This is a genomic window from Metapseudomonas cellulosilytica (assembly GCF_049334135.1).
Lineage (GTDB): Bacteria > Pseudomonadota > Gammaproteobacteria > Pseudomonadales > Pseudomonadaceae > Metapseudomonas.
Genome location: NZ_JBHZGN010000004.1, coordinates 46,098 through 72,356 on the forward strand (window position 1 = coordinate 46,098; position 26,259 = coordinate 72,356).

Annotated in this window: 27 protein-coding genes; 15 read left to right on the top strand and 12 right to left on the bottom strand. The window is 66.3% G+C overall.

Going from position 1 to position 26,259, the window contains the following annotated elements; genetic code table 11:
• Positions 1-69 precede the first annotated feature (69 nt).
• The 3 genes from ACFW0H_RS06255 to dibA all read right to left on the bottom strand — a co-directional run bounded on the left by ACFW0H_RS06255 (position 70) and on the right by dibA (position 3,453).
• A complete protein-coding gene (locus tag ACFW0H_RS06255) occupies positions 70-1,068 on the bottom strand; it encodes a sulfate ABC transporter substrate-binding protein (RefSeq protein WP_422913035.1) in 999 nt (332 codons plus the stop codon).
• A gap of 127 nt (positions 1,069-1,195) precedes the next feature.
• Positions 1,196-1,378 (bottom strand): sulfur starvation response protein OscA, encoded by a 183-nt coding sequence (gene oscA, locus ACFW0H_RS06260; RefSeq protein ID WP_422913036.1) that lies wholly within the window; start codon positions 1,376-1,378, stop codon positions 1,196-1,198.
• Positions 1,379-1,548: 170 nt separating this feature from the next.
• Positions 1,549-3,453: a phosphodiesterase DibA gene (gene dibA / locus ACFW0H_RS06265; RefSeq protein WP_422913037.1), complete on the bottom strand. Its 1,905-nt coding sequence runs from the start codon at positions 3,451-3,453 to the stop codon at positions 1,549-1,551.
• Between the two features lie 172 nt (positions 3,454-3,625).
• On the opposite strand from dibA, the gene desA reads away from it, so the two are divergent.
• Complete coding sequence (gene desA, locus ACFW0H_RS06270) at positions 3,626-4,810, top strand: delta-9 fatty acid desaturase DesA (protein WP_422913038.1); 1,185 nt, start codon at positions 3,626-3,628, stop codon at positions 4,808-4,810.
• Between the two features lie 171 nt (positions 4,811-4,981).
• On the opposite strand, the gene ACFW0H_RS06275 is transcribed toward desA, so the two are convergent.
• The 3 genes from ACFW0H_RS06275 to ACFW0H_RS06285 all read right to left on the bottom strand — a co-directional run bounded on the left by ACFW0H_RS06275 (position 4,982) and on the right by ACFW0H_RS06285 (position 7,783).
• Positions 4,982-6,310: an OprD family porin gene (locus ACFW0H_RS06275; RefSeq protein WP_422913039.1), complete on the bottom strand. Its 1,329-nt coding sequence runs from the start codon at positions 6,308-6,310 to the stop codon at positions 4,982-4,984.
• Positions 6,311-6,521: 211 nt separating this feature from the next.
• A complete protein-coding gene (locus tag ACFW0H_RS06280; protein WP_422913040.1) occupies positions 6,522-6,728 on the bottom strand; it encodes a hypothetical protein in 207 nt (68 codons plus the stop codon).
• Between the two features lie 89 nt (positions 6,729-6,817).
• Positions 6,818-7,783: a LysR family transcriptional regulator gene (locus tag ACFW0H_RS06285; RefSeq protein ID WP_422913041.1), complete on the bottom strand. Its 966-nt coding sequence runs from the start codon at positions 7,781-7,783 to the stop codon at positions 6,818-6,820.
• A gap of 151 nt (positions 7,784-7,934) precedes the next feature.
• On the opposite strand from ACFW0H_RS06285, the gene ACFW0H_RS06290 reads away from it, so the two are divergent.
• The 12 genes from ACFW0H_RS06290 (at position 7,935) to madM (ending at position 18,950) form a co-directional block, all read left to right on the top strand.
• On the top strand, positions 7,935-8,996 hold the full coding sequence (locus ACFW0H_RS06290) for an HlyD family secretion protein (protein ID WP_422913042.1): 1,062 nt from the start codon (positions 7,935-7,937) through the stop codon (positions 8,994-8,996).
• Complete coding sequence (locus tag ACFW0H_RS06295) at positions 8,996-10,024, top strand: DUF2955 domain-containing protein (protein ID WP_422913043.1); 1,029 nt, start codon at positions 8,996-8,998, stop codon at positions 10,022-10,024. The genes ACFW0H_RS06290 and ACFW0H_RS06295 overlap by 1 nt, the downstream gene beginning before the upstream one ends.
• A gap of 75 nt (positions 10,025-10,099) precedes the next feature.
• On the top strand, positions 10,100-11,071 hold the full coding sequence (locus ACFW0H_RS06300; protein WP_422913044.1) for a GGDEF domain-containing protein: 972 nt from the start codon (positions 10,100-10,102) through the stop codon (positions 11,069-11,071).
• Between the two features lie 488 nt (positions 11,072-11,559).
• On the top strand, positions 11,560-13,221 hold the full coding sequence (gene mdcA, locus ACFW0H_RS06305) for a malonate decarboxylase subunit alpha (protein ID WP_422913045.1): 1,662 nt from the start codon (positions 11,560-11,562) through the stop codon (positions 13,219-13,221).
• Positions 13,221-14,072, top strand: a complete 852-nt coding sequence (locus tag ACFW0H_RS06310; protein WP_422913046.1) for a triphosphoribosyl-dephospho-CoA synthase — start codon at positions 13,221-13,223, stop codon at positions 14,070-14,072. Before mdcA ends, ACFW0H_RS06310 begins: the two co-directional genes overlap by 1 nt.
• Before the next feature lie 2 nt (positions 14,073-14,074).
• Entirely contained in the window at positions 14,075-14,374 is a 300-nt protein-coding gene (locus tag ACFW0H_RS06315) for a malonate decarboxylase subunit delta (protein WP_422913047.1), read from the top strand.
• Complete coding sequence (locus ACFW0H_RS06320) at positions 14,367-15,221, top strand: biotin-independent malonate decarboxylase subunit beta (protein WP_422913048.1); 855 nt, start codon at positions 14,367-14,369, stop codon at positions 15,219-15,221. Before ACFW0H_RS06315 ends, ACFW0H_RS06320 begins: the two co-directional genes overlap by 8 nt.
• Positions 15,218-16,000 (top strand): biotin-independent malonate decarboxylase subunit gamma, encoded by a 783-nt coding sequence (gene mdcE, locus ACFW0H_RS06325; RefSeq protein WP_422913049.1) that lies wholly within the window; start codon positions 15,218-15,220, stop codon positions 15,998-16,000. Before ACFW0H_RS06320 ends, mdcE begins: the two co-directional genes overlap by 4 nt.
• A 172-nt stretch (positions 16,001-16,172) precedes the next feature.
• Positions 16,173-16,790, top strand: a complete 618-nt coding sequence (locus tag ACFW0H_RS06330; RefSeq protein ID WP_422913050.1) for a malonate decarboxylase holo-ACP synthase — start codon at positions 16,173-16,175, stop codon at positions 16,788-16,790.
• Positions 16,787-17,707 carry a malonate decarboxylase subunit epsilon gene (gene mdcH, locus ACFW0H_RS06335; protein ID WP_422913051.1) on the top strand — a complete coding sequence of 307 codons (921 nt, stop codon included), beginning with the start codon at positions 16,787-16,789 and terminating at the stop codon, positions 17,705-17,707. Before ACFW0H_RS06330 ends, mdcH begins: the two co-directional genes overlap by 4 nt.
• A gap of 60 nt (positions 17,708-17,767) precedes the next feature.
• The gene (gene madL / locus ACFW0H_RS06340) at positions 17,768-18,184 is read left to right on the top strand and encodes a malonate transporter subunit MadL (RefSeq protein ID WP_422913052.1); all 417 of its coding nucleotides are present in this window, start codon (positions 17,768-17,770) and stop codon (positions 18,182-18,184) included.
• A 1-nt stretch (position 18,185) separates the two neighbouring features.
• Positions 18,186-18,950 carry a malonate transporter subunit MadM gene (madM, locus tag ACFW0H_RS06345; RefSeq protein WP_422913053.1) on the top strand — a complete coding sequence of 255 codons (765 nt, stop codon included), beginning with the start codon at positions 18,186-18,188 and terminating at the stop codon, positions 18,948-18,950.
• Positions 18,951-19,003: 53 nt separating this feature from the next.
• Here madM and ACFW0H_RS06350 read toward each other — a convergent pair whose 3' ends face one another.
• Positions 19,004-19,921 carry a LysR family transcriptional regulator gene (locus ACFW0H_RS06350; protein WP_422913054.1) on the bottom strand — a complete coding sequence of 306 codons (918 nt, stop codon included), beginning with the start codon at positions 19,919-19,921 and terminating at the stop codon, positions 19,004-19,006.
• A gap of 228 nt (positions 19,922-20,149) precedes the next feature.
• Here ACFW0H_RS06350 and ACFW0H_RS06355 point away from each other — a divergent pair, with 228 nt between their 5' ends.
• Both ACFW0H_RS06355 and ACFW0H_RS06360 read left to right on the top strand, forming a co-directional pair.
• The gene (locus ACFW0H_RS06355) at positions 20,150-20,731 is read left to right on the top strand and encodes an alpha/beta hydrolase (protein WP_422913055.1); all 582 of its coding nucleotides are present in this window, start codon (positions 20,150-20,152) and stop codon (positions 20,729-20,731) included.
• A 69-nt stretch (positions 20,732-20,800) separates the two neighbouring features.
• Complete coding sequence (locus ACFW0H_RS06360; protein ID WP_422913056.1) at positions 20,801-21,721, top strand: sigma 54-interacting transcriptional regulator; 921 nt, start codon at positions 20,801-20,803, stop codon at positions 21,719-21,721.
• A 165-nt stretch (positions 21,722-21,886) separates the two neighbouring features.
• Here the strand turns inward: ACFW0H_RS06360 and ACFW0H_RS06365 are convergent, their stop codons facing one another.
• The 5 genes from ACFW0H_RS06365 to tcyJ all read right to left on the bottom strand — a co-directional run bounded on the left by ACFW0H_RS06365 (position 21,887) and on the right by tcyJ (position 26,250).
• Positions 21,887-22,261: a nuclear transport factor 2 family protein gene (locus ACFW0H_RS06365; protein ID WP_422913057.1), complete on the bottom strand. Its 375-nt coding sequence runs from the start codon at positions 22,259-22,261 to the stop codon at positions 21,887-21,889.
• A gap of 378 nt (positions 22,262-22,639) precedes the next feature.
• Positions 22,640-23,830 carry an MFS transporter gene (locus ACFW0H_RS06370; protein WP_422913058.1) on the bottom strand — a complete coding sequence of 397 codons (1,191 nt, stop codon included), beginning with the start codon at positions 23,828-23,830 and terminating at the stop codon, positions 22,640-22,642.
• 211 nt (positions 23,831-24,041) lie between these two features.
• Positions 24,042-24,788 (bottom strand): L-cystine ABC transporter ATP-binding protein TcyN, encoded by a 747-nt coding sequence (tcyN, locus tag ACFW0H_RS06375; protein WP_422913059.1) that lies wholly within the window; start codon positions 24,786-24,788, stop codon positions 24,042-24,044.
• Positions 24,788-25,456, bottom strand: coding sequence for a cystine ABC transporter permease (tcyL, locus tag ACFW0H_RS06380; RefSeq protein ID WP_422913060.1), 669 nt, complete (start codon positions 25,454-25,456; stop codon positions 24,788-24,790). Before tcyL ends, tcyN begins: the two co-directional genes overlap by 1 nt.
• Positions 25,453-26,250 (bottom strand): cystine ABC transporter substrate-binding protein, encoded by a 798-nt coding sequence (tcyJ, locus tag ACFW0H_RS06385; protein WP_422913061.1) that lies wholly within the window; start codon positions 26,248-26,250, stop codon positions 25,453-25,455. Before tcyJ ends, tcyL begins: the two co-directional genes overlap by 4 nt.
• Between the last annotated feature and the right edge of the window lie 9 nt (positions 26,251-26,259).

Consider the following 26,259-nt stretch of genomic DNA (forward strand, 5'->3'; position numbering starts at 1 on the left):
AGGAGCACCGGAAGCCGTAGGATGGGTGGAGCTTGCGATACCCATCAAAAGCCCGCCGGCATGGGGCGCTTACTGCGCCTGGTAGATCTGGTCGAAGATGCCACCGTCGTTGAAGAACTTGGGTTGCGCCTCCTTCCAGCCGTTGAAGTCCTTGTCCACGGTCACCAGGTCGAGTTTCGGGAACTGCTTGGCGAACTCGGCCGCGACCTTCTCGTTACGCGGACGGTAGAAGTTCTTCGCCGCGATGCGCTGGCCTTCCTCGCTGTACAGGTACTGCAGGTAAGCCTCGGCGACCTTGCGGGTGCCCTTCTTGTCGACGTTCTTGTCGACCACGGAAACCGGCGGCTCGGCCAGGATCGACAGGCTCGGCGCGACGATCTCGAAGTTCTCGCCGCCCTGTTCCTTCAGGGCCAGGAAGGCTTCGTTCTCCCAGGCCAGCAGCACATCGCCGATCTGGTTGTTGACGAAGGTGATGGTCGAGCCACGGGCGCCGGTATCCAGCACCGGTACGTGCTTGTACAGCTCCTTCACGTATTCCTGGGCCTTGGCGTCGCTGCCGTACTGCTTCTTGGCCCAGGCCCAGGCGGCGAGGAAGTTCCAGCGGGCACCGCCGGAGGTTTTCGGGTTCGGGGTGATGACTTCCACGCCTTGCTTGGTCAGGTCGCCCCAGTCCTTGATGCCCTTGGGGTTGCCCTTGCGCACCAGGAACACGATGGTCGAGGTGTAGGGGGTGCTGTTCTGCGGCAGGCGCGCCTGCCAGTTCTCCGGGATCAGCTTGCCGATCTTTTGCAGCTCGTCGATGTCGCCGGCGAGCGCCAGGGTCACCACGTCGGCCTTCAGGCCGTCGATCACGGCGCGGGCCTGCTTGCCGGAGCCACCGTGGGATTGCTGGATCTTCACGTCATCGCCACCTTCGGCCTTCCAATGCTTGGCGAAGGCGGCGTTGTATTCCTGGTAGAGCTCACGGGTCGGGTCGTAGGACACGTTGAGCAGTTCGGAGGCGGCGGCGGCCGGGCCGGCGATCAGAGCGCTGGCGAGGGCGGCGAGGGCGAAACGGCGAATCGACATCATCAAGCTCCTGGGAATTGGATTTATAAGGTGTTGGCTAGGGCTGTAGTTCTGTGTTCGTCGATACGCCCTCCGGCTGTCCGGTCGGGCCTCAAGCACACTGTGGGCTTGGACGGAAATCGGTGAATCAGTTGTTACGGTTGGCCGGCTGCTGCAGGCGGAATTTTTCCTTGCGCTCGATCTGCACCACCTGGCCGTTGTGCACGGTGATCTCCACCGAGCCGAAACGCAGGCCATGCAGGGCGCTCTGGATTTCACGCAGGATGCTGGCTTCGTCCTGGCCTTCCAGGCTGCGGAGGGTTGCGCTCATGGTCGTGCTCCTGTTGATTGGGGCCCGCGGCGAAGGACGGGAGAGATTTTCCGCGTGGCGTGGAGCGCATCTTAAGCAGGCTTGTAATATTCTTAAAAATACTATTTAAGAATTTTTATATAACCAATGTGCTTGGTTTCGTGGTGTGCCCGGTGACCCAGGGGGAGCAGTCAGGCCGGGGCCCAGAGCTTCTCCACCGCGGCCACCGGCAGCGGGCGGCTGAACAGGTAGCCCTGGCCGTAGTCGCAGCCCAGGTCGCGCAGGAAGCTTGCCTGCTCGGCGCCCTCGATGCCTTCGGCCAGTACGCTGAGGCCGAGGCTGTGGCCAAGGGCGGTAACGGCACGGGCGATGGCGATATCGTTCTGGTCTCCCGGCAGCCCCCGGACGAAGCTCTGGTCGATCTTCAGCTTGTGCACCGGCAGGCGCTTGAGACGCTGCAACGAGGAGTATCCGGTGCCGAAATCGTCGATGGCCAGGCGCACGCCCAGCTCGCGCAGGCGGGTGAGCAGGGCTTCGGCGGTGTCCGGATCTTCCATCACCGCGCTTTCGGTGATTTCCAGCTCCAGGTGGTGCGGTGCCAGGCCGGTGCTGGCCAGGATCCGCTCGACGTCGCCGCCCAGCTCGGCGCGGCGGAACAGCCGGCACGACAGATTGACCGCGACGAAGGCCAGGTCGCGTCCCTGTTCCAGCCAGCACTGCATCTGCCGGCAGGCCTGTTCCAGCACCCAGGCGTCGATGCTGCCGATCAGCCCGCTTTCTTCGGCGACCGGCAGGAATTCGCCCGGCGGCACCAGGCCGCGCTCGGGATGTTCCCAACGCACCAGCGCCTCGAAACCGAACAGCCGGCCATCGGCCAGGCGCCGGATCGGCTGGTAGTGGACGCGGAGCTCGCCCTGGTCCAGCGCACGGCGCAGGGTGCTGACCAGCTCGACGCGCTGGTGCGCCTGCTCGGTCAGCTCCTGGCTGTAGAAGGCATAGGAGTCGCGTCCGGCGCTCTTGGCCTTGAACAGCGCCGAGTCGGCATTGCGCATCACCTGTTCGACCTGGTCGCCGTCAGTCGGGAACAGGCTGATGCCCAGGCTGGTGCTGATGAACAGATCGCGGCCGCCGAGATGGAAGGGCTTGGCCAGTTGCATGCGGATGCGTTCGGCCAGGTCCGCGGCCTGCTCGGCCTGGGAGCAGTCGTCCCAGAGCAGGCCGAACTCGTCGCCGCCCAGGCGCGCCAGGGTCATGCCGCCCCCCAGCAGCGACTGCAGGCGCACCCCGACCATCTTCAGCAGCAGGTCGCCCTGGGAGTGGCCGAGGCTTTCGTTGATGTGCTTGAAATGGTCCAGGTCGAGCAGCAGCACCGCGCCGCCCTGATTCTCGCGGTGGGCGCGCTCCAACACCTGCTCGACGCGCTCGGTGAACAGCAGGCGGTTGGGCAGGTTGGTCAGCGGGTCGTGGTGGGCGAGGAAATCCAGCTCGCGCTGGGATCGCTTGATTGCGCTGATGTCGGAAAACACCGCGACGTAGTGGGTCAATAGGCCCTCGTCGTCATGGATGGCGCGGATGTTCTGCCAGAGTGGGTAGATCTCGCCGTTCTTGCGCCGGTTCCACACTTCGCCGCTCCATTCCCGGCGATTCCCCAGGGCGTTCCACATGGCCTGGTAGAAGGCCGGGGCGTGGCGCCCGGAACTGAAGATGCGCGGGTTCTTGCTTAGCACCTCGGTTTCTTCGTAGCCGGTGATGCGGGCAAAGGCGCGATTGACGTGGACGATGCGGCTTTCGGCATCGGTGACCAGCACCCCTTCCTGGGTGGCGTCGAATACCGCGGCCGCCTGGCGCAGGCTGCTTTCATGGGCGCGGCGGGCGTCCAGGTAGCCCTTCAGGCGGCGCAGGTGCAGGCAGACCAGGGCGAACAGCAGCAGACTGGTGACCAGGACGAAGAGCAGGCCCTTCGTGGTCTGCAGCTCGGCGAGCTTTTCGGGGTCACCCACCAGGGCAGCGAGCACGTGGTCACTGAACAGCACCCACAGGCTGGCGAGGGTGAAATAGGGCAGCACCAGTCTGAGAGCGCTGAACTTGGAACGCATGGGCTCGGCCTTCCTGGCTGGGACAAACGCGAAGGAGCGCATTATAAGGGGCAACCGACGGCCGGGGGGCTTCTATCTAAAAGACGGGATGGTTTTCTGCAGGCGCTTTGTGATAATCGGGTCCTGGCTTGTTCGATGAGCCCCGATCACTTCACCCGAGGCAACACCATCCATGTGGTACAACGGTTTTCTCGACCTGTCGCCGTGGCAACTGGTGGCGGTCACCCTGGTGCTGACCCATATCACCATCGTCAGCGTCACTGTCTATCTGCATCGCTATTCCGCGCACCGCTCCCTGGAGCTGCATCCGGCGCTCAAGCATTTCTTCCGCTTCTGGCTGTGGATGACCACCGGCATGAACACCCGTGAGTGGACCGCCATCCACCGCAAGCACCACGCCAAGTGCGAAACCGTCGACGACCCCCACAGCCCGGTGGTCAAGGGGCTGTGGACCGTGCTGCGCAAAGGCGCCGAGCTCTACCAGGAGGAGGCGAAGAACGAGGAAACCCTGCGCATCTACGGCAAGAACTGCCCGGATGACTGGCTGGAGCGCAATGTCTATTCCCGCTACCCCATCGGCGGCGTGACGCTGCTGGCGCTGATCGACCTGGCGCTTTTCGGTGCCCTCGGTCTGACCGTCTGGGCCGTGCAGATGGTCTGGATCCCGTTCTGGGCCGCTGGCGTGGTCAATGGCCTGGGCCATGCCATCGGCTACCGCAACTTCGAATGCCGCGACGCCGCCACCAACCTGGTGCCCTGGGGCATCCTCATCGGCGGCGAGGAGCTGCACAACAACCACCACACATACCCCAACTCCGCCAAGCTTTCGGTGAAGAAGTGGGAGTTCGACATGGGCTGGGCCTGGATCAAGCTGTTCAGCGTGCTGGGCCTTGCCAAGGTGCAGCGCGTGGCGCCCATCGCCCACCGTGTGGAAGGCAAGGGCAACCTGGACATGGACACCGCCATGGCCATCCTCAACAACCGCTTCCAGATCATGGCCCAGTACCGCAAGTTGGTGATCGCACCGCTGGTGAAGCAGGAACTGGCCAAGGCCGACGAGTCGGTGCGCCATTTGTTCCGCCGCGCCAAGCGCCTGCTGTCCCGCGAGACCAGCCTGCTGAATGAAGGCCATCAGGCGCGCATCGCGGCGATGCTGGAGCAGAGCCAGGCACTGAAGGTGATCTACGAGAGGCGCCTGGCGCTGCAGCAGATCTGGGTGAAGACCAGCGCCAACGGCCACGACATGCTCGAAGCCATGAAGCAGTGGGTACACGAGGCCGAGGCCAGCGGCATCCAGTCCCTGCGAGAGTTCGCCGAACAACTGAAGACTTACTCCCTGCGTCCGGCTGCTGCCTGACGCGGCTTGCGCCCATGAAAAGGCCGGCAGAGATGCCGGCCTTTTTCATTTTGGGGAAGATTCCGGGGCAGCTGCGCTGCCCTTCGCGATTGAAATCGCTCCTACAGGTCGAGGTGTTGCGCTCGTCCTTGCAGGAGCGAATTCATTCGCGAAAACAGGCCGGCACCGGTCTCAGAACACCTCGATCGGGTAGTCCACGATCAGGCGCAGCTCGTCGACGTCGTTATCCACCGCGCCGTAGCCGTTGCCACCGCGATGGTTGGCCCAGCGGGCACGCAGCGCGAGGTCCTTGGCCGGACCGCCCTGCACCACATAGCGGATATCCAGGTCGCGCTCCCAGTGCTTGGCGTCGTTGCCGTCGGCATTGAACCAGTAGCCGTAGCCGGGGCTGTTCGGGTCGACCTTGGTCAGGTCCAGCTCGCCGCGGGAGTAGGCCGCCAGGGCGCTCAGGCCGGGGACTCCGAGACCGGCGAAGTCATAGGCGTACTGCAGCTTCCAGGATTTCTCGTTGGGGCCGTTGAAGTCCGAATACTGCTGGGAGTTGTCCAGGTAGATGCTGTCGCCCTGGTTGATGTAGTCGAAGGGAGTGTTGCCGTTGACCTTCTGGTAGACCGCCGTAATGGTGTGGTGGCCGATGCCCACGGCGAAATGCGCGCTCCAGGTGTTGTTGTCGATCTCGCCGAGCAGGGCATCGCCGCTGTCCTGGGTGCGGTAGTAGTTGATGCCGGGGTTCAGGCTCACCAGCTCGTCGAGCTGCCAGCGGTAGTCGAGATTGGCGTAGTACTGCTTCCACACGTCCTGCAGTTCGGCGGCGTAGAGGCTGCTGGACAGACCCTCGACGCCGTTCCAGCTGCCGCCCAGCCAGCTGATGTGGTGGCTCTGGCGATCATCCGGGAAGACGCCGTAGGAGGTATCGATACGGCGGTGGCCGCTCTGGTTGTAGGGCTTGGTGAAGCTCACCTGGCCGCCGTCCAGGCGCAGGTCGCGGATGCTCTGGTTGACCAGGCTCACGCCGCGGAAAGTCTGCGGCAGCATGCGGGTGGCGCCGCCGGCGATCACCGGGTTGCTGATGAACTGGTCGCCGAGTTTCAGTTCGGTGTCGAAGCCACGCAGCTTGAGCGCGCCGCCGCCGCTGGAGAAAGAGTCGGGCGCCTTGCCGAACTTCAGGCCTTCCTTGTCCGGCGCGGTGATCGGCAGGATGGAGGAACCGCCGGTACCGCCACCGCCATCCAGTTTCAGGCCGAGCATGCCGTAGGCATCCACGCCGACGCCGATCGGGCCCTGGGTGTAGCCCGAACTGAACAGGCCGATGAAGCCCTGGCCCCATTCCTGGCTGTTCTGCACCTGGGTGTCGCGGCGGTCGCGATTGAAGTAGTAGTTACGGGTCTGGATGGTCAGTTGGGAGCCCTCGACGAAGCCTTCGGCGGCGGCTTCTTCGGCCTGCGCGTTGGCGGCCAGCAGCGCGAGGGCGAGCGGGGGCATCAGATACTTGGCGTTCATGTTCTTATGGCTCCTTAGGTCTTGGCAGCGCAAGGGGAAAACGGCACGGCCTCCTCTGGCGGGTGGCTAGGCCGGTGGACCTTCAACCTCCTGGCGATCCCGGCGGACAACGCAAAAAAAGGCCGCTCATCGTGAGCGGCCTGAACAGGACGTCGATAAAGGAGCTGTCACGCATCAACGTCAGGAGGTGGAGAAACGGGAAGGGCCGGGATCAGCTGTCCTGGCGGGCGTCGGACTGTTTCTGCTGCTCGGCGGCTTGCTTGGCGACTTCCTGCTTCTTGGCGGCGGCTTCGGCGCGCTGCTCGGCCAGAGCTGCGTTACGCGCAACAAAGGCGCCGGATTCGCTGGCCAGGGTCAGTTGGGAGAAAAACAGGGAAACTACGGAGAAAACGGCGGTAAAAATCAGATTACGTTGCATATCTTGAACCTCTCGGATGGTTTCTTGCGAAACATGGCGCCATCTTAGGGAGGTCCAGATAGGGGAAAAATAGCGGTTTCAGTGAAGAACTATTTCCCTCTGCGCAACAATTTTGCGTTGATCGCCCAGTGCTTCGGATCTTCCAGCAGGGCTTCGTCCTGGGTCAGCAGGGGCGGCAGCTCGGCCTTGAGGAACTCCACCCAGGTCTTGATCTTGGCGTCGAGGAAGCGCCGCGACGGGTAGATCGCGTAGATGTTGCGCTCGCGCAGGCGGTACTCCGGCAGCAGCCGCAGCAGCTTGCCTTCGCGCACCGGCGGGCAGGCGACGAAGGAAGGCAGCAGGCAGACGCCCATGCCGGCCTGGGCGGCCTTGGCCAGGGATTCCGCGACATTGACCTGGAAGCTCTCCGCCGGCAGCACGTTGAACTCGCCGTGCTCGCCATTGAACACCCAACTGTCCTCATAGAGCGGGTCCAGCAGGCGCAGGTAACGGTGTTGTTGCAGGTCCGCCGGGTCGATGGGGACGCCGTGCTTCTTCAGGTACCCGGGCGCGGCGCAGAGCACGCTGAACATCGGCCCCAGCACCTGGGCCACCATCTGCGAGTCCGGCAGCTCGCGGGCGAAGGTGATGATCACGTCGTGGCCGTCTTCCAGCAGGTCGGGGGTGCGCTGGGACAGGGTCAGCTCCACCACCACCTCCGGATACAGCTCCGAGTAGCGCGCCACCAGGGTGGTGAGGTGCTGCAGGCCGAGGCCGGTCATGGTGTGCACGCGCAGGCGCCCGTGGGGCTTGAGGTGGGCGCCGCGGGCTTCGGCGGCGGCCTCGTCCACCTCGCCGAGGATCTGCCGGCAGCGCTGCAGGTAGCGCTCGCCCACCTCGGTCAGCGCCAGGCGGCGGGTGGTGCGGTGCAGCAGGCGCGCCTGGAGCTGCTGCTCCAGCTCCGACACCAGCCGCGACACCTGCGCGGTGGACAGGTCCATGGCCTGGGCGGCGGCGGTGAAACTGCCGGTGTCTATCACCCGCACGAATACCCGCATGCTGTGGAGCGTGTCCATTGTTACCCCTTGTGTAAGGCTGATTCTCGCTTTCAGCAGATTATCGACGAAATTTCCGAAAATATACTTTCCCCCATGAGCGGCAATGGCCGAGGGCTGGTCGTTCACGTCTTTCCCGCCCGCGTTTTCAGCGGGCCCCTTCGAGGTTCGCATGACTCCGGATCAGAGATTCGCCCGCCGGGTCCAGGTGGCCATCGCCCTGTTCGTCCTGCTGTTCGCCTACTTCCTTGCGGCGGACCTGTGGATGCCGATCACGCCCCAGGCCCAGCTGACTCGCCCGGTACTGCGCATCGCCCCGCGGGTGGACGGCCAGGTGCTGGACGTCGCCGTGGCCAACAACCAGCACGTCGAGGCCGGCCAGTTGCTGTTCCGCCTCGACCCGCAACCCTTCCGTCTCGCCGCGCGTTCCGCCGAGCTGGCGCTGGAACAGGCCGGGCAGGACAACCGCCAGCTCGATGCCGCCATCGCCGCCGCCCGCGCCGACCAGGCTGCCGCCCAGGCGTCGGCCAGCGAACTGCAGCGCGAAGTCGCGCGCCTGGGGCGCCTGGTGCAGAGCCAGCATGTGTCGCGCCAGCTTTATGAACAGACCGAGGCCCAGCGCCAGGCCGCGCAGGCCAAGCTGGCCGCGGCCGGTGCGCGCATCCGCGAGCTGACGGCCCAGCGCGGTGCTGCGGGCGACGACAACCTGCGCCTGCGCCAGGCGCGCAATGCCCTGGACCAGGCGCGCCTGCAGCTCCAATACAGTGAAGTCCGTGCCGAGCGTGCAGGCATCCTGAGCAACCTGCAGCTGTCCACCGGCGCCTTCCTGCACGCCGGCAACCCGGTGGCCGCGCTGGTGGCGGACGAGGCCGACATCAGCGCCGACTTTCGCGAGAAGGCCCTGCGCTACGTACGCCTGGAAGATGGCGCCTCGGTGGTGTTCGACGCCCTGCCAGGCCACATCTTCGAAGCGAAGGTCAGCGCCATCGATGCCGGGGTGAAAGAAGGCCAGCTGGACGCCAATGGCGACCTGGCCGCCCCGGCGGTGTCCGACCGCTGGGTGCGAGACGCCCAGCGCCAGCGGTTGCACGTCAGCCTCACCGAGACCCTGCCATTTGCCCTGCCCAGTGGCGCCAAGGCCACGGTGCAGCTCTACCCGCGCGATTCGCACCTGGCGGACCTGTTCGGCCGCCTGCAGATCGCCCTGATCAGCCTGCTGCACTACGTGTACTGATGCGCCGCAGGACAGCCCTTACCGAAAACGATCTGAGGCAGTGCCTGCGCCTGGCCGGCGGCGGCACCCTGGGGCTGTTCATCTGCAAGCTGATGGGCTGGGACAACGGCGCCTTCTTCTGCGTCTACCCCATGCTGCTGCTTGGCCTCACGCCGAGCATCAACGCCCACATCGTCCGCCAGTTCCTCCTGCAGGCGGTGGTGGTGAGTGCCGAGGTGCTGGTGATCTACGGCCTGTTCGGCGACCGCCCGCAGCTGATGGTGCCGCTGGCTTTCCTCGCCTTCCTCTGGCGGTTCCGCCTGATGGCCCAGGGATCGCTGTTCATGTTCGGTGCCCTGGGCAGCGTGTTCCTGTCCATGCAGCTGCACTTCGCCAGCTACCCGGATACCCACCTCTACGACCTGGTCACCAGCAACCTGGTGGCCGCCGGCCTGACGGTGCTGATCGCCTGGCTGATGTTCTGGCTGTTCCCCGACGCCGAGCCGCGCCCGCCGCGACAGATGCCGGCAAAGGACCTCCCGAGCCAGCGACACGAGGCGGTGCTCGGCGCGACCATCGCCACCCTGTCCTTCATGCTGTTCCAGAGCTTCGACCTGCGTGACTCGCTGTCGGCCCAGGTGGCGTCGATCCTGGTGCTCTTTCCCATGCACTGGAACGGCATCCGCTTCGCCGGTCGCATCCGTGCCCTTGGCACCCTGCTCGGCTGCGCCATCGGCCTGGCCCTGCAACTGGTGCTCTACAGCCATTACGACGTACTGCCGCTGGTCACCCTGATGTACTGGACCGCGGCCTTCTGCTGTGCCCGCCTGCACGTCCTGGAAGGCGCCCAGGGTATCGGCTTCGGCGCCCTCACCACCCTGGCCATCGTGTTCGGCCAGTACCTCACGCCCCAGCACGACGTGGTCTATTCCATCGCCTACCGCCTGAGTTCGGTGTGCGTGGCCGTGTTCCTCACCCTGGTGGTGGTGTTCGCCCTGCACCGGCTGCTCAACCGCTTCGACGCCTTCCGTCATGCCAGCCACGCCTGACCGTCGGTTGGCATGTGCGCCGCACTTTTACCTGCCTAATCTGTCGAAGGCAGGTCCTATGACGGTAGCGGTCGAATGGAAACGCCCCTCGAGTCCCCAAGCGAACTGGAAAAACTCACCCTCGCGCTGCTCCACAGCCGCGGCGAAGTGGAACGGCTGCGCGAGCGCGAGACCATCTACAGCAGCCTCCTGGGCAGCGTGAACGCCGTGCTCTGGGCCTTCGACTGGGAGGCCCAGCGGGTCATCTACGTGAGTCCGGCCTACGAAAACCTGTTCGGCCGTTCCGCCGCGCTGCTGCTGGCGGACTACGGCGAGTGGCGCAACTGCATCTACCCGGACGACGTGGACTATGCCGCCCAGAGTTTCGCCGAGGTGCTGGAGAAGGGTGCCATCGAGGCCCGCGAGTACCGCATCATCCGCGCCGACGGCCAACTGCGCTGGATCAGCGACAAGTGCTTCATCAGCCAGCGCGGGGGGGAGGGCCAGCCGACCATAGTGGTGGGCATAGCCGAGGACATCACCGAGAAGAAGCGCCTGGAGGGTGAACTGCATCGCCTGGCCACCACCGATGTGCTGACCATGAGCAGCAACCGCCGGCACTTCTTCGAATGCGCCCAGAGCGCGTTCGAACATTCGCTGCAGTTCGGCAGCCCGCTGGCCTTCATCCTGCTGGATATCGATGACTTCAAGCTGATCAACGACACCTACGGCCACCAGACGGGCGACCAGGTGCTGCAACGCATCGCCCAGTGCGGCGCCGATGCCCTGCGCCGGGACGACCTGTTCGGCCGCATCGGCGGCGAGGAATTCGCCGCCCTGCTGCCTGGCTGCCCGGCGGACCTGGCGTGGCAGATCGCCGAGCGCCTGCAGCGGGAGGTGCAGCGCCTGGGCTTCACCGTCGACGGCAAGAGCTTTGGCGTTACCGTCAGCCAGGGCCTGGCCAGCCTGCGCGACGACGGCAACCTGGACAGCCTCTATGCCCGCGCCGACGCCGCCATGTACCAGGCCAAGCGCGGCGGCAAGAACCAGATCGTGTTGGCGGAGTGAGCCAACCGCCGGTTCGGCTCCTGCAGGTTGGGCTGAGAGAAGCAATGCCCAGGATCGGCGTTCGGGCTCATTGGGCTTCGCACTACCCTACGGCGCGTTTCAATGCTCGCTCCCAGAGCACGATGAACTTCGCCCTCCATTCTGCCCGGTAGTGCGCCACCGTCCGCCTATGTTTCGGGACGCCTCCATGGCCCGCTGCAGCGTGTCTTCTGGCTTAGGTCAAATAGTTACTAAAAAATGAATTTTTAGTATTTGATAGACCTATCAGTTCGCGACTAACTTCGCCCCTACAGCTGGCGGTGACCGCCGCCCGCCGAACTTTTCGGCCGCCTCTCTTCAGGCAGGGGAGAGGCGGCCTTTTTATCCAGGAAGGAGTTGGCCGTGGGATCGTTAACCTCAGCGTAACTATCGCTCCCCCGGCTTGATTGATGCCCCACCACCCCGACTCCTAAGGTGGCTTCCACGACAGCGGACCTCGTGGAGCCACCATGACAACAAGACCCTCTCCCCCGCCGCAGTGGTCGCGCCGGCGCGCCGAAAAGCAGCGCCGCCTCGACCAGGTGCGCCACCTCGCCGACGGCGTGGTGCTGCCCAGCGAGCGCATCGTCGAAGCCCTGGAAGCGCTGATCGCCCCCGGCGACCGCGTGGTGCTCGAAGGCAACAACCAGAAGCAGGCGGATTTCCTTTCCCGCTCACTGGCCAAGGCCGACCCCGGCCGTCTTCACGACCTGCACATGATCATGCCCAGCGTCAGCCGCGCCGAGCATCTGGACCTGTTCGAGCGGGGCATCGCGCGCAAGCTCGACTTCTCCTTCGCCGGCCCGCAGAGCCTGCGCATCGGCCAGTTGCTGGAAGACGGCCTGCTGGAAGTCGGCGCTATCCACACTTACATCGAGCTTTACTCGCGCCTCTTGGTGGACCTCATCCCCAACGTCGCCCTGGTGGCCGGCTTCATGGCCGACCGCGACGGCAACATCTACACCGGCCCCAGCACCGAGGACACCCCGGCGCTGGTGGAGCCGACCGCCTTCAGCGATGGGCTGGTCATCGTCCAGGTCAACGAACTGGTGGACGACGTGCGCGACCTGCCGCGTGTGGATATTCCCGCTTCCTGGGTCGACTTCGTGGTGGTGGCCGACAAGCCCTTCTACATCGAGCCGTTGTTCACCCGCGACCCGCGCCACATCAAGCCGGTGCACGTGCTGATGGCGATGATGGCGATCCGCGGCATCTACGAGAAACACAACGTCCAGTCCCTCAACCATGGCATCGGCTTCAACACCGCGGCCATCGAGCTGATCCTGCCCACCTACGGCGAATCCCTCGGCCTGAAAGGCAAGATCTGCCGCAACTGGACGCTGAACCCGCACCCGACGCTGATTCCCGCCATCGAAACCGGCTGGGTGGAAAGCGTGCACTGCTTCGGCACCGAACTGGGCATGGAGGACTACATCGCCCAGCGTCCGGACGTGTTCTTCACCGGCCGCGACGGTTCCCTGCGCTCCAACCGCATGATGTGCCAGCTGGCCGGGCAGTACGCCGTGGACCTGTTCATCGGCGCCACCCTGCAGGTGGACGGCGACGGCCATTCCTCCACCGTCACCCGTGGCCGCCTGGCCGGCTTCGGCGGCGCGCCGAACATGGGCCACGACCCGCGTGGCCGCCGCCATGCAACGCCCGCGTGGCTCGACATGACCGAGCCGGTAACCATGCTCGAACGCGGCAAGAAGCTGGTGGTGCAGATGGTCGAGACCTTCCAGGAGGGCGGCAAACCCACCTTCGTCGAGACCCTGGATGCTGTCGACGTGGCGAAGAAGGCCGGCATGCCCCTGGCGCCGGTGATGATCTACGGCGACGACGTCACCCACCTGCTCACCGAGGAAGGCATCGCCTACCTCTACAAGGCGCGCAGCCTCGAAGAGCGCCGCGCGATGATCGCCGCGGTCGCCGGCGTCACCGCCATCGGCCTGCGCCACGACCCGAAAGACACCCTGCGCATGCGTCGCGAAGGGCTGATCGCATTGCCGGAAGACCTCGGCATCCGCCGTACACAAGCCACGCGGGAACTGCTGGCGGCGAAGAGCATCGCCGAACTGGTGGAGTGGTCCGGCGGCCTTTACAACCCCCCGGCCAAGTTCAGGAGCTGGTGATGAGCGCAGTTTCCCTACGCAATGCCGACCTGCCGCTGGCCGACTGGCTGGCGGACCTGGCGGTGGACGCCCTGATCGACGAAGCCGACCTCTCGCCCAAGCCAGCCCTGGTGGACCGGCGCGGCAGCGGCGCCCACTGCGACCTGCACCTGGGCCTGATGCATGCTTCGGCGCTGTCGCTCTGGCCCTGCTTCAGGCAGATGGCCGAGGCGGCGCAGGAGCACGGCGAAGTGGGCCAGCCGTTGCGCGAAGCCCTGGGCCGCATTGGCCGTGAAGGCGAAGCGGCGATGCTCGCCACCACCGGCGGGGTCAACACCCATCGCGGCGCCATCTGGGCCCTGGGCCTGCTGGTGGCGGCGCAGGCGCTGAAGCCGGACACCCGCGATGCCCATGCCATCGCCCTGCGCGCGGCGCGCATCGCCCTGATCGACGACCGCGCCGCGCCGCACAGCGACAGCCACGGCGCCCGGGTCGCCCGCCGGTATGGCGCCCGGGGTGCGCGGGAAGAAGCCCAGCTCGGCTTCCCTGCGGTGATCCAGCATGGCCTGCCGCAATTGCTCCGCAGCCGCGCGGCCGGCGCCGGCGAGCAGAACGCCCGCCTCGATGCGCTGCTGGCGATCATGACTACCCTGGCCGACACCTGCGTACTCTGGCGCGCCGGCCTGGAAGGCCTGACCGCCATGCAGCAGGGCGCCCGCGCGGTGCTGGATGCCGGCGGCAGCGCCAGCCTCGCCGGCCGCCGCCAGCTGCGCGCGCTGGATGCCCGCCTGCTGCAACTCAACGCCTCGCCGGGTGGTGCTGCCGACCTGCTGGCCGCCTGCCTGTTTCTCGATAAAGCCGGGAGCCTGTGACCATGGAAACCCTGTCCTTCCAATTCCCCGCCGGTCAGCCGGCCCGTGGCCGCGCCCTGGTGGGTTGCGTCGGCTCCGGCGACCTCGAAGTGCTGCTGGAACCCGGCACCGCCGGCACCCTGTCGATCCAGGTGGTGACCTCGGTGAACGGCAGCGGCCCGCGCTGGCAGCAGCTGTTCCAGCGCCTGTTCGACGGCCAGTCGCTGCCGGCCCTGAACATCGACATCCACGACTTCGGCGCAACCCCTGGCGTAGTGCGTCTGCGCCTGGAGCAAGGGCTCGAGGAGATTGCATATGACTGATACTGCACGCCTGCTCGCGGCCCGCAGCTTCGTAGAGCTCGGCGCCCGCCAGCGCGCCCGTGAGCTGCTGGATGCCGGCAGCTTCCGTGAACTCATCCAGCCCTTCGACCGGGTCATCTCACCCTGGCTGCCCCGGCAGGGCATCGTGCCCCAGGCCGACGACGGCGTGGTGGTGGCCAAGGGCAGCATCAACGGCCAGTCGGCGGTGATCGCAGCCATCGAAGGCGCCTTCCAGGGCGGCAGCATGGGCGAGGTGGGCGGCGCCAAGATCGCCGGCGCCCTGGAGCTGGCGGCGGAAGATAACCGCCAGGGCATTCCCACTTGCGCCGTGTTGCTGCTGGAAACCGGCGGCGTGCGTTTACAGGAGGCCAACCTGGGTCTGGCCGCCATCGCCGAGATCCAGGCGGCCATAGTCGAACTGCGGCAGCACCAGCCGGTGATCGGTCTGATCGCCGGGCCTGTGGGCTGCTTCGGCGGCATGTCCATCGCCGCCGGCCTGTGCAGCCACCTGATCGTCACCCGCGAAGCGCGCCTCGGCCTCAATGGCCCGCAGGTGATCGAGCAGGAAGCTGGAATCGAGGAATACGACTCCCGCGACCGGCCTTTCATCTGGAGCCTCACCGGCGGCGAGCAGCGCGCTGCCAGCGGCCTGGTGGACGCCTATGTGGCCGACGATATCGAGGCCATCCGCGAAACCCTGCAGGGCCTGCTGGCCCAGCCGGAGCAGGGCCAGCCGCGCAGCCGCCGGCACGCCTGGTTCCTCGAACGCCTGGTGCAACTGGGCGAGGACTGCAAACAACTGGACGCCGCCGCCGTGCGCGCCCTCTACCAGGGAGAACAGCAATGAGCCGTGGACTGAACTGGCTGCGCGGCCTGGCCGGCGGCGAAGCACTGGCCGGCTTCCCGGCCTCGGTGAAGGTGGTGGATGGCGAACTGGGCAACCGCGCCGCGCGCTTCCTGGCCGTGGTGCCGGATGCACAGAATCCCTTCCCCCGCGCCCGCAACGGCGAAGTGGGACTGCTGGAAGGCTGGGGCCTGGCCAAGGCGGTGGATCAGGCCATCGAAGCCGACCGACATGGCGCCAAGCGCGTGCTGGTGGCGCTGGTGGACGTACCGAGCCAGGCCTACGGCCGCCGCGAGGAAGCCCTGGGCATTCACCAGGCCCTGGCCGGCGCGGTGGACGCCTACGCCCGCGCCCGCCTCGCCGGACACCCGGTGATCGGCCTGCTGGTGGGCAAGGCCATGTCCGGCGCCTTCCTCGCCCATGGCTACCAGGCCCAGCGCCTTATCGCCCTGGACGACGCCGGGGTGATGGTCCACGCCATGGGCAAGGCCGCCGCCGCGCGCATCACCCTGCGCAGCGTGGAAGAGCTGGAAGTGCTGGCCGCCAAGGTGCCGCCGATGGCCTACGACCTGGAGAACTACGCCTCCCTCGGATTGTTGTGGGAGCGGGTTGCCGTGGGTGATGCAGAGCAGCCGGGAGCTGCCGACCTGGCCCGCGTACGCGACACCCTGGTCTGCGCGGTTGTGGATATCGGCGACAGCACCGACCTTTCCGGGCGGCTCGGTGCGGAGAATCGCGAGGCGTCGTCGCGTGTCAGGGAGATGTTAAGGGCGCAGTGGTAGTCCGTCGGCCCTCACCCCAACCCTCTCCCTGAAGGGAGAGGGGGCAGATCGGTGCTTTCGTTTCCCTCCGTGCCAGCCGGCGAAGTCCTTGCCTCCAGGCGCGTGTCACCCCTCTCCTCTTCAGGGAGAGGGGCCGGGGGTGAGGGTATCGCCCCGAACACAGGAGCCAATCATGAGCACCAACCCAAAACCCCACGATCTGCTCTGGGGCATGACCCCCGACCAGCTTCCGGCCGATGCCCCTGCCTGGGCGTGGCAGGTATTGGCCGCCGGCCATCCGGTGGTGGTGCGCCGTGCCCTCTGCGAGCCCGGTCTGGTCGCCGTGGGTATCCGTGGTGCGAGCCGCGACCAACGCCTCGCGGCGACTATGCCGATCCCTGCCATCCAGCGTCTGCTCAGCCCCGAACAACTGCGGCTTCGCACTGACACCGGTCTCCCCGCGCTGGGGGCTCTCGAAGCCGTCGCCCCGCTGCTCGACGCCACCAGCCTGCCCTGGGGCCCCACCGGCGGCGTTGGCTTCCAGCTGGCCACCGGCATCGCCGTACTGCACGAAGCCAGCGACCTCGACCTGCTCCTGCGTACCCCCACCCCCTTCAGCCGCCAGCACGCCCGCATGCTACTGGCGGCCCTGAACGAAGCGCCTTGCCGCATCGACCTGCAACTGGAAACCCCCAATGGCGCCGTGGCCCTGCGCGAGTGGGCCGGCGACTCCCGCCGCGTGCTGCTGAAAAGCCCGGAGGGCGCGCGTCTTGTGGATAACCCCTGGCTGCCCCTGGAGCGTGCGGCGTGAGCAGCCTGTTCGCCTTCCCCGGCCAGGGCGCGCAGCAAGTGAGCATGCTCCACCAGCTGCCGGCCGAATGTGCCGCCTGCCTGGAGGAGGCCAGCGATGCGCTGGGCGAAGACGTGCTGGCGCTGGACTCCGCTGAGGCCCTGCAATCCACCCGCGCCGTGCAGCTCTGCCTGCTGGTGGCCGGTGTCGCCTGCGCGCGATTGCTGCTGCAACGCAGCCCGGCGCCGGATTATGTGGCCGGGCTGTCCATCGGCGCCTATGCCGCCGCGGTGGTGGCCGGTTCCCTGGGCTTCGCCGATGCCGTGCGCCTGGTATCCCTGCGTGGCGAATTGATGCAGAAGGCTTATCCACAGGGCTATGGCATGACCGCCATCCTCGGTCTCGACCAGACCACCGTCGAGCGCCTGCTGGTCGAAACCAAGGGCCCGGTGTACCTGGCCAACATCAATGCCGACAACCAGTTGGTGATCGCCGGCAGCGATGCCGCCATGGCCGCCATCGCCGAGCGTGCGCGGGGCCTGGGTGCCGGTGCGGCGAAGCGCCTGACGATGAGCGTGCCCTCCCACTGCGAACTGCTGGACGCGCCGGCCCGCGAGCTGGCCGCTGCTTTCGCCGAGGTCGAACTGCGCCGCCCGGCGATCCGCTACCTCAGCGGTAGCACGGCGCGGCCGATCCTCGACCCGCAGCGGCTGCGCGACGACCTCGCCTGCAACATGTGCCGGGTCATCGACTGGCATGGCACCCTGCGCACCGCCTATGAGCGCGGGGTGCGCCTGCATATCGAACTGCCCCCCGGCGCCGTGCTCAGCGGCCTGGCGCGGCGGGTGTTCGAACAAGGTACGGTGATCGCCTTCCAGGGCGCCCGTCTGGATACGCTGGACGCCTTGTTGCGTGAGGAGGTAAGCCGGAACCGATAACCGCCGTGCGTTTCGAAGGACAACAACAAGCAACTTCGACCCAACCCGAGGGCAACAACAATGATCGTCTACGGTGTGGCCTTGCTGGCCGTCTGCACACTTGCCGGTGTCGTCATCGGCGACTTCCTCGGCGCCCTGCTGGGCGTCAAATCCAATGTCGGCGGTGTCGGCATCGCCATGATCCTGCTCATCTGTGCCCGGCTCTACATGCATCGCCATGGCGGCATGAGCAAGGAATGCGAATTCGGCGTGGGCTTCTGGGGCGCCATGTACATCCCGGTGGTGGTGGCCATGGCCGCGCAACAGAACGTGGTCACCGCGCTGCATGGCGGCCCGGTGGCGCTGATCGCGGCTGTGGGCTCGGTGCTGCTCTGCGGCGCCACCATCGCCCTGATCAGCCGCGCCGGCAAGGGCGATCCGCTGCCGGACGAGCCGGTGGAGCACAGCGCCTCCGCCGCTCCAGTGGGAGGTCGCTGACATGTGGGAACTCATCGAGAAAGCCCTCGAACACAACGGCCTGATCACCGCCTTCGCCGTGGTCGGCGGCATCATGTGGGTCTCGGTGCTGCTGTCGAAGTACCTGACCTTCGGCCGCGTGCACGGCTCGGCCATCGCCATCGTCATCGGCCTGGTGCTGGCCTGGGTCGGCGGCACCATCACCGGCGGACAGAAGGGCCTGGCCGACCTCGCGCTGTTCTCCGGCATCGGCCTGATGGGCGGCGCCATGCTGCGTGACTTCGCCATCGTCGCCACCGCCTTCGAAGTGCAGGCCACCGAGGCGCGCAAGGCCGGAATGATCGGCGCCGTGTCGCTGCTGCTGGGCACCGTGCTGCCCTTCATCGTCGGTGCGTCGGTGGCCTGGGCCTTCGGCTACCGCGACGCGGTGAGCATGACCACCATCGGCGCAGGCGCGGTGACCTACATAGTCGGGCCGGTGACCGGCGCTGCCATCGGCGCCAGCTCGGATGTGATGGCGCTGTCCATCGCCACCGGGCTGATCAAGGCGATCCTGGTGATGGTCTTCACCCCGGTCTCGGCACGCCTGCTGGCGCTGGACAACCCGCGCTCGGCGATGGTCTTCGGCGGCCTTGCCGGCACCGTCTCCGGCGTTACTGCCGGACTCGCCGCCACCGACCGCCGCCTGGTACCCTACGGCGCGCTGACCGCCACCTTCCACACCGGTCTCGGCTGCCTGATGGGCCCGTCGGTCCTTTACTTCTGCGTGCGCGGCCTGGTGGGCTGAGCCACCTCCTGCGGTACTTCACGCCCCGGCCGAATGGTCGGGGCGTTTTCCTTTCAAGCCTCGTTGCGCAGGCTGTACATGCGGCACTCGGCGACCAGTGCCAGCAGGTTCGGGTCGCGCTCGCGAGCTTTCAGGAAGACCACGCCTATGTGCTGCTGCAGGCGGTAGCGCGCCTGCAGGCGGATCAGCTTCACGCGGTTCTCGTAGACCGCTGCGATGCGTCCCGGCAGCAGGGCATAGCCCACGCCGGAACTGACCATGCTGAGCAGGGTGAAGATGTCGTTCACCTGCATCGCCACCTTGGGCTCGAAGCCGGCCTGCTGGAACACCCGCGCGCCGTCGCGGTGGGTGGCAAAACCCTGAGTGAGAGTGATGAAGGTGGAGTCGGCGAGGTCGGCGAGGTCCACCTCGTCCTGGTCGGCGAAGGGCGAGTCGGTGGGCACGGCGAGGAAGATATCGTCAGAGAACAGCGGCAGCTGCTCGCAGTCCGGGTCGTTCACGCTCTCGTCGAGGGATACCAGGATGGCGTCCAGTTCGAGGTTCTTCAGGCGGTAGAGCAGGTCGACGTTGGAGCCCAGGGTGAGGTCGATGTTCAGCTCGCTGCGGCGCAGCTTCAGGCCCATCACCAGTTGCGGCACTGTCCTCACCGTCAGCGAATAGAGCGCGCCCAGCTTGAAGCGCTCGGCGGAGAAGCCGGCCGCCTCGCGGGTCAGGCGCACCATCTCGACCGCGTCCTGGATCAGCTTTTGTGCTTTCTCTTCCAGCACGTAGGCACTCTCCAGCGGCGTCAGATTGCGCCCCTCGTGCTTGAACAGCGGGCAGCGCAATGCACTCTCCAGGGAGTGGATGGCGCGGTGCACGCTGACATTGCTGGTGTTCAGCTCCGCCGCCGCTCGCGACAGGTTGCCGCTGCGCATGAAGGCGAGAAAGGTTTCCAGCTTCTTCAGGGTCAGTTCTTCGTCGATCTGCATTGGCGCCCGGATGTCCTCCGTAGGATGGGTGGAGCAACGCGATACCCATCAACCCCGCCGATGGGTATCGCTCCGCTCCACCCATCCTACAGGGATGCCCGGTCCCATCGGACGCGACCTCTAGCGAATAAGCTAATAATGCATAAGCAAATAAATTCTTATTCCTTAACAGATATATGGCGAGCGCCTAGACTGCCCAGCATCGAAATTCAGCAAGGAGGGCTCGCCATGCGCAGCCAGGCCATTCGCTACCTGATCCTGCCGGGATGGCAGGGCTCGCCCGATGACCATTGGCAAAGCCATTGGCAGCGCAGCCTGCCCAATGCCAGCCGGGTCGAGCAGGCCGACTGGGACACCCCGGACCGCGAGTCCTGGGTGGCGGCGCTGGAGCGCGCCATCGATGCCGAACGTACGCCGGTGATCCTCATCGCCCACAGCCTGGGCTGCGTGACCGTGGCCCACTGGGCCGCGCAGTCCGACCCGGACGTGCTGCGCCGCGTGCGTGGCGCACTGCTGGTGGCGCCGGCGGATGTGCAGCGCCCCGGCTGCCCGGAGCCGCTCAAGGGCTTCGCGCCCATCCCGAAGGATCCGCTGCCGTTCCCGACGCTGTTGGTGGGCTCGGACAACGACCACGCCGCCAGCCCCCAGCGGGCCCTGGAGATGGCTCGTGACTGGGGCTCGGAAGCGGCCGTTCTCACCGGTGCCGGGCATATCAACGTGAAGTCCGGGCATCATCGCTGGGAACAGGGTTTCGCCCACCTCTATCGTTTGCAGGGTCGCGTCGAGCAGTTGGCTCGAATTCGAGCCTGATCCACCCCTTATCCAGCAATACGCCAGGGTCCGCTGCATCGCAGCCTGGGCCCGGCGGGAGATTTCGCCATGAGCAAGGAAAACCCCGGCCAGCCGCTGCTGAGCTTCGCCGATGCCGATCGCAGCCCGCTGAGCATCCGCGCCCGCGCACTGGTCTTCGTCGATGAGCGTTCGCGCCGGCTTCGCCTGGAAGTCGACCATCTGGCCCCCAGCGCATTGCCGGTGCTGATCCAGGGCGAGACCGGCACCGGCAAGGAACTGCTGGCGCGGCAGATCCATCGTTCCAGCGACCGCCCAGGCCTTTTCGTGGCGGTGAGCTGCGGTGCGATCAGCAAGGTCTATGCCGAGGCTGAACTCTTCGGCCACGCCCTCGGTGCCCACAGTGGCTCGGCCAGTAGTCGCGCCGGCTGGTTCGGTTCGGCCAATGGCGGGACCCTCTACCTGGACGAGATCGGCGACCTGCCGCTGCCCCTGCAGGCCAAGCTGCTGGCGGCACTGGAGAGCCGCGAGGTGATCCGCGTCGGCGCCCAGCAACCGACGCCGGTGGACGTGCGCCTGGTGGCCGCCACCAGCATCGACCTGGCCAAGGCGGTGCGCGCCGGCAAGTTCAACGCGCGGCTCTATCAGTACCTGGACGAAGGACGGGTGGAGCTGCCGCCGCTACGCGAGCGCCCGGCGGATATCCTGCCGCTGGCCGAGTATTTCCTCGGCATCTACGCCCAGCGCCTGGACCTGCCGCTGCCGCTGATCAGCCCTGCGGCCCAGGCAGCCCTGGAGGCCTATCCCTGGCCGGGCAATACCCGCGAGCTGGAGAACAGCGTGCACTTCGCGCTGTTGGTGAGCGAGGGCGACGAGATCCAGCCCCAGCACCTCAACCTGCCGCCGCTGCCGGGCTATGCCCAACTCGCTGTGCAACTGCGTCGGCTGGCGGCCAATGACGAGGAACGCGACCACCTGCGCCAGTTGTTCGCCGAAGTGTTGGCAGGGTAGGCGAGATGCGGACGTAGGGTAGGCCACGCTCACCGGTCCTCCATTCGGGGTTTCGGAGGGCGCCGTTGGTGGATGTGAAGAGCGACATCCACCCTACTCACGGGTCGAGCCCGGAGTAGGGTGGACCACGCTTCATCGGTCCACCATTCGAGATTTCAGCGGGCGCTATTCGTGCAGGTAGTAGAGCTTGTTGATGATGGACCAGCGGCCGCCGATCTTCAGCAATGACAGGTAGTCGGTGAAGCGCAGGTCGGCATAGTCGTCGACCACCTTTACCGATGCGGAGTCGCCGGTGATGTCCAGTGCCCGGATTTCCCAGACGGGCGTAGCGCCCTCCGGCAGCACCGGGCCAGCCTCGCGGATGGAGCCGGCGAAGTCGTCAACCGAGAGCCATTCGAGATTGCCCTGGAAGTGGCCGATGATGCGGCAGTCGGAGTGGAAGGCGCTGCGCAGGCGAGTCTCGTCGGCAAAGACCATGCCTTCGACATAGTCGCGCACGACGTGGTGGATGGCGTCCTGGTCAGTCTCGTAGCTAGTCATTTCACGCGCTCCCTGGGTATCGGCGAGTCAGCCAAGGCAAAGGCTAGCCCCGCTGGTGCGGGGCAAGTGATTCGTTGTGCATAAGGGCGCGGCGCTATTCTTCGTTTCGCTATCCAGTGACGTGAAACCCTGCGGCAGCTGTTCGCCGAGGTGCTGGCGGGGTGGACCCAGGCGTAGGGTGGACCACGTTTCATCGGTCCACCATTCGAGGTTCGGCCAGACTCCGTCGGGGGATAGGTCAGTAGGATGGGTGGAGCGGAGCGATACCCATCGAATGGACAGGCACGATGATGGGTATCGCTCCGCTCGCGGAACGCCGCCCGACCCATCCTACGAAAGCAGCCCTCACGGTGGGGGGCTTCAGTCCACCTGAGGCGATCAGTGAATCTGCCCGGTGGCCTTGAGGTGGTCCTTCACCGACCGCAGGCGCGGCAGCGGCAGGCAGACGAGGATGGTCAGGACCAGCACGCCCGCGCCCATCAACGGCAGATTGGCCAGGCCCATGCCGGTGCTCAGCCACAGACCACCGACGAAGGCGCCGCTCGCGTTACCCAGGTTGAACGCGGCGTGGCTCAACGTGGCGGCCAGGCTGGCCGATTCGCCGGCCTGTTCCACCAGCAGCAGCTGCAGCGGCGAGGAGATGGCGAAGCTGGCCACGCCCCAGAGGAACAGGCAGCCCAGCGCCAGTGCCGGAATCTGCGCGAACACGAACAGACCCAGCAGGCACAGCGCGCTCACCCCGAAGGCCAGCGGCAGTGAATGGCGGAAACCCTTGTCCGCCAGGCGCCCACCCAGCAGGTTGCCCGCCGTTAGGCCGATGCCGAACAGCAGCAGGGCGAAGTTGGCGTGTTCCGGGCTGAAGCCGGAGACGTCCCGCAGCAACGGGCTGATGTAGGTGAACACGCCGAACAGTGCCACCGACGAGAGGCTGCAGACGAACAGTGCATGCAGCACCGGACGCCGCAGGATGCCGTCCCAGGCACCGGCGGCGTTGGTTTGCGGTTTGGCCGTGGCGGGCAGCCAGAGGGCCTGGGCCAGCAACGTGAGCAAGCCCAGACCCGCCACCACCATGAAGGTTACCCGCCAGCTGGTGGCCTGGCCGAGCCAGGCGCCGGCCGGTACGCCGAGCACGTTGGCGATGGTCAGGCCGCTGAGCACCAGGGCCATGGCCGAGGCGCGGCGGTGCGGCGGCGCCAGTTCGGCGGCGAGCAGGGTGGCGCAGCCGAAGAAGCCTGCGTGGCTGAAGGCGGTGAACATGCGCATGGCCAGCAACCATTCGTAGTTCGGCGCCAGGGCGCAGCCGAGGTTGCCCAGGGCGTAGGCGCCCATCAGCCAGAGCAGGGCCTGGCGCCGCGGCAGGCGGCCGAGCAGCGGACCCAGCAACGGCGCGCCGATTACCACGCCCATGGCGTAGGCGCTGACCAGCAGGCCGGCGTCGGAGAGGCTGACCTGAAGGTCTTTGGCGACCTCGGGCAACAGGCCCATGATGATGAATTCGCTGCTGCCGACGACGAAGCCGCCGAGGGCCAGGGCCAATAGCGGCAGGGAGAGGAGGGTGCTCGGGTTCATGCGGGTTCCGGTGGCGGGGCTTTTTTGCGAGGGGCGCGGATTCTACGCCGATTTCCTTGCAGGAGGCTTACCGATGGAACCGGAGGCGGCGGACAACCTGTAGGGGCGAATTCATTCGCCAAGGGCAGCGCAGCTGCCCCCTGGACGCCCGAATGGCAGACCTGCGGCCTGCTTGGCGAATGAATTCGCCCCTACAAGAGCAACAGCCCTTTCAGCCCTGCAGGAACTTGCTGAGGAACTGCTTGGTGCGCTCTTCCTTCGGCGCACTGAACAAGGCCTTGGCGTCGCCCTGTTCGACGATCACACCCTTGTCGATGAAGATCGCGCGGTTGGCCACATCGCGGGCGAAGCTCATTTCGTGGGTGACGATCACCATGGTGCGCTTCTCTTCGGCCAGGCCGCGGATGGTGGCGAGCACTTCGCCCACCAGCTCCGGGTCCAGCGCCGAGGTGGGTTCGTCGAAGAGGATCACGTCAGGCTCCATGGCCAGGGCACGGGCGATGGCCACGCGCTGTTGCTGGCCGCCGGAGAGGCGCTTGGGGTAGGCGTCTTCCTTGCCCGCCAGGCCGACCTTGGTCAGCAGCTTGCGGGCCCGCTCGATGGCGCGCTCGCGGGGCTCCTTCTTGACCACCACGGGACCCTCGATGACGTTCTCCAGGGCAGTGCGATGGGGGAAGAGGTTGAAGTTCTGGAAGACGAAGCCGACGTGCTGGCGCAGTTTGCGAATCAGCCCCTGCTGGTGCTTCAGCGGCTTGCTGGCGTCGATGTCGATCTCGCCCACGCGGATATGGCCGCCGCTGGGTTCCTCCAGCAGGTTGAGGCAGCGCAGCAGGGTGGTCTTGCCGGAGCCACTGGGGCCGATGATGGCCACCACTTCGCCCGGCTCGATGGTCAGGTCGATGCCCTTGAGCACCTCCTGGCCCTTGAAGGACTTGGTCAGGTTACGGACGGTGATCATCAGGCGTCCCGCTCATGCTGGTTGACCCGCGCCTCGAGGCGGCCCTGGAAATGCGACAGCACGGTGGCCAGCACCCAGTAGAGCAGCGCGGCGGCTAGGTACATGGTGAAAATCTCGAAGGTGCGCGCGGTAATCAGCTGGGCCTGGCGGAACAGTTCGGGCACCTGGATGGTGGCAGCCAGGGCAGTGTCCTTGACCAGCGAGATGAAGCTGTTGCCCAGCGGCGGCAGCGCGGTGCGCGCGGCCTGCGGAAGGATGGCGCGCACCAGCGTCTGGGTGCGGCTCATGCCGATGCTGGCGGCGGCTTCCCACTGGCCCCGGTCGATGGAGGCGATGGCGGCGCGGAGGATTTCCGAGGTGTAGGCGGCCATGTTCAGCGAGAAGCCGATCAGCGCCGCAGGCAGCGGTTCGAGCTGGATGCCCAGCTGCGGCAGGCCGTAATAGATCATGAACAGCTGCACCAGCAGCGGCGTGCCGCGGAAGAAGGACACGTAGATCCGCGACAGCCAGCGCAGGGCGGTGAATCCGTAGAGGCGCATCAGGGCGAGGGCGAACCCCAGCAGCAGGCCGAAGAACATGCCGCCGAGGCTCAGTACCACCGTAAAAACCGCGCCCTTCAACAGGAAGGGCGCGGAATCCAGCGCAAGTTGCAGGCTGGTGTCGATCATTGGGTCACGTCAGCCTTGAACCATTTCTCGGAGAGTTTCTTCAGGGTGCCGTCGGCCTTCAGCTTGGCCAGGGCCTTGTCGAGAGCGGCGAGCAGTTCCGGGTTGCCCTTGCGCAGGGCGATGCCGGCTTCCTGGCGGGAGAAGGGTTCGCCGGTCACGGCCAGCTTGCCATTGGTCTTCTCGACCATCTCGAAGGCGGCCAGGCGGTCGACCAGGATGGCGTCGATGCGGCCGACGTTGAGGTCCTGGAACTTGGTGGGGTCGTCGTCGTAGGTGCGGATGTCGGCCTGTGGGACGTTGTCCTTCAGCCACTGCTCGTAGTTGGTGCCCAGGCCCACGCCGACCTTCTTGCCGGCGAGGTCCGCGGCGGTCTTGATGCCACCCTCGGTGCCCTTGCGCACCAGCGCCTGGATGCCGGAGACGGTGTAGGGGGTGGAGAAGTCGTACTTCTTCTTGCGCTCGTCGGAGATGGTCACCTGGTTGATCACCACGTCCAGGCGCTTGGACTCCAGGGCGGCGAGGATGCCATCCCACTTGGTCGGCTGGAACTCGGCCTTCACGCCCAGCTCCTTGGCCAGGGCCTCGGCCAGTTCCACTTCGAAGCCGGTCAGCTTGCCGCTCTCGTCCTGATAGTTGAAGGGCGGGTAGGTGCCTTCCAGGCCGACCTTGATGGCGCCCTTCTGCTGGATGTCCTGGAGCAGGTCGGCGGCGAAGCTGGTGCCGATTGAGCTGGCGCCGAGCACCAGGCTCAGGCTACCGAGGATGAACTGGCGACGCAGGGTTGCGAATGTCATATGGGCCTC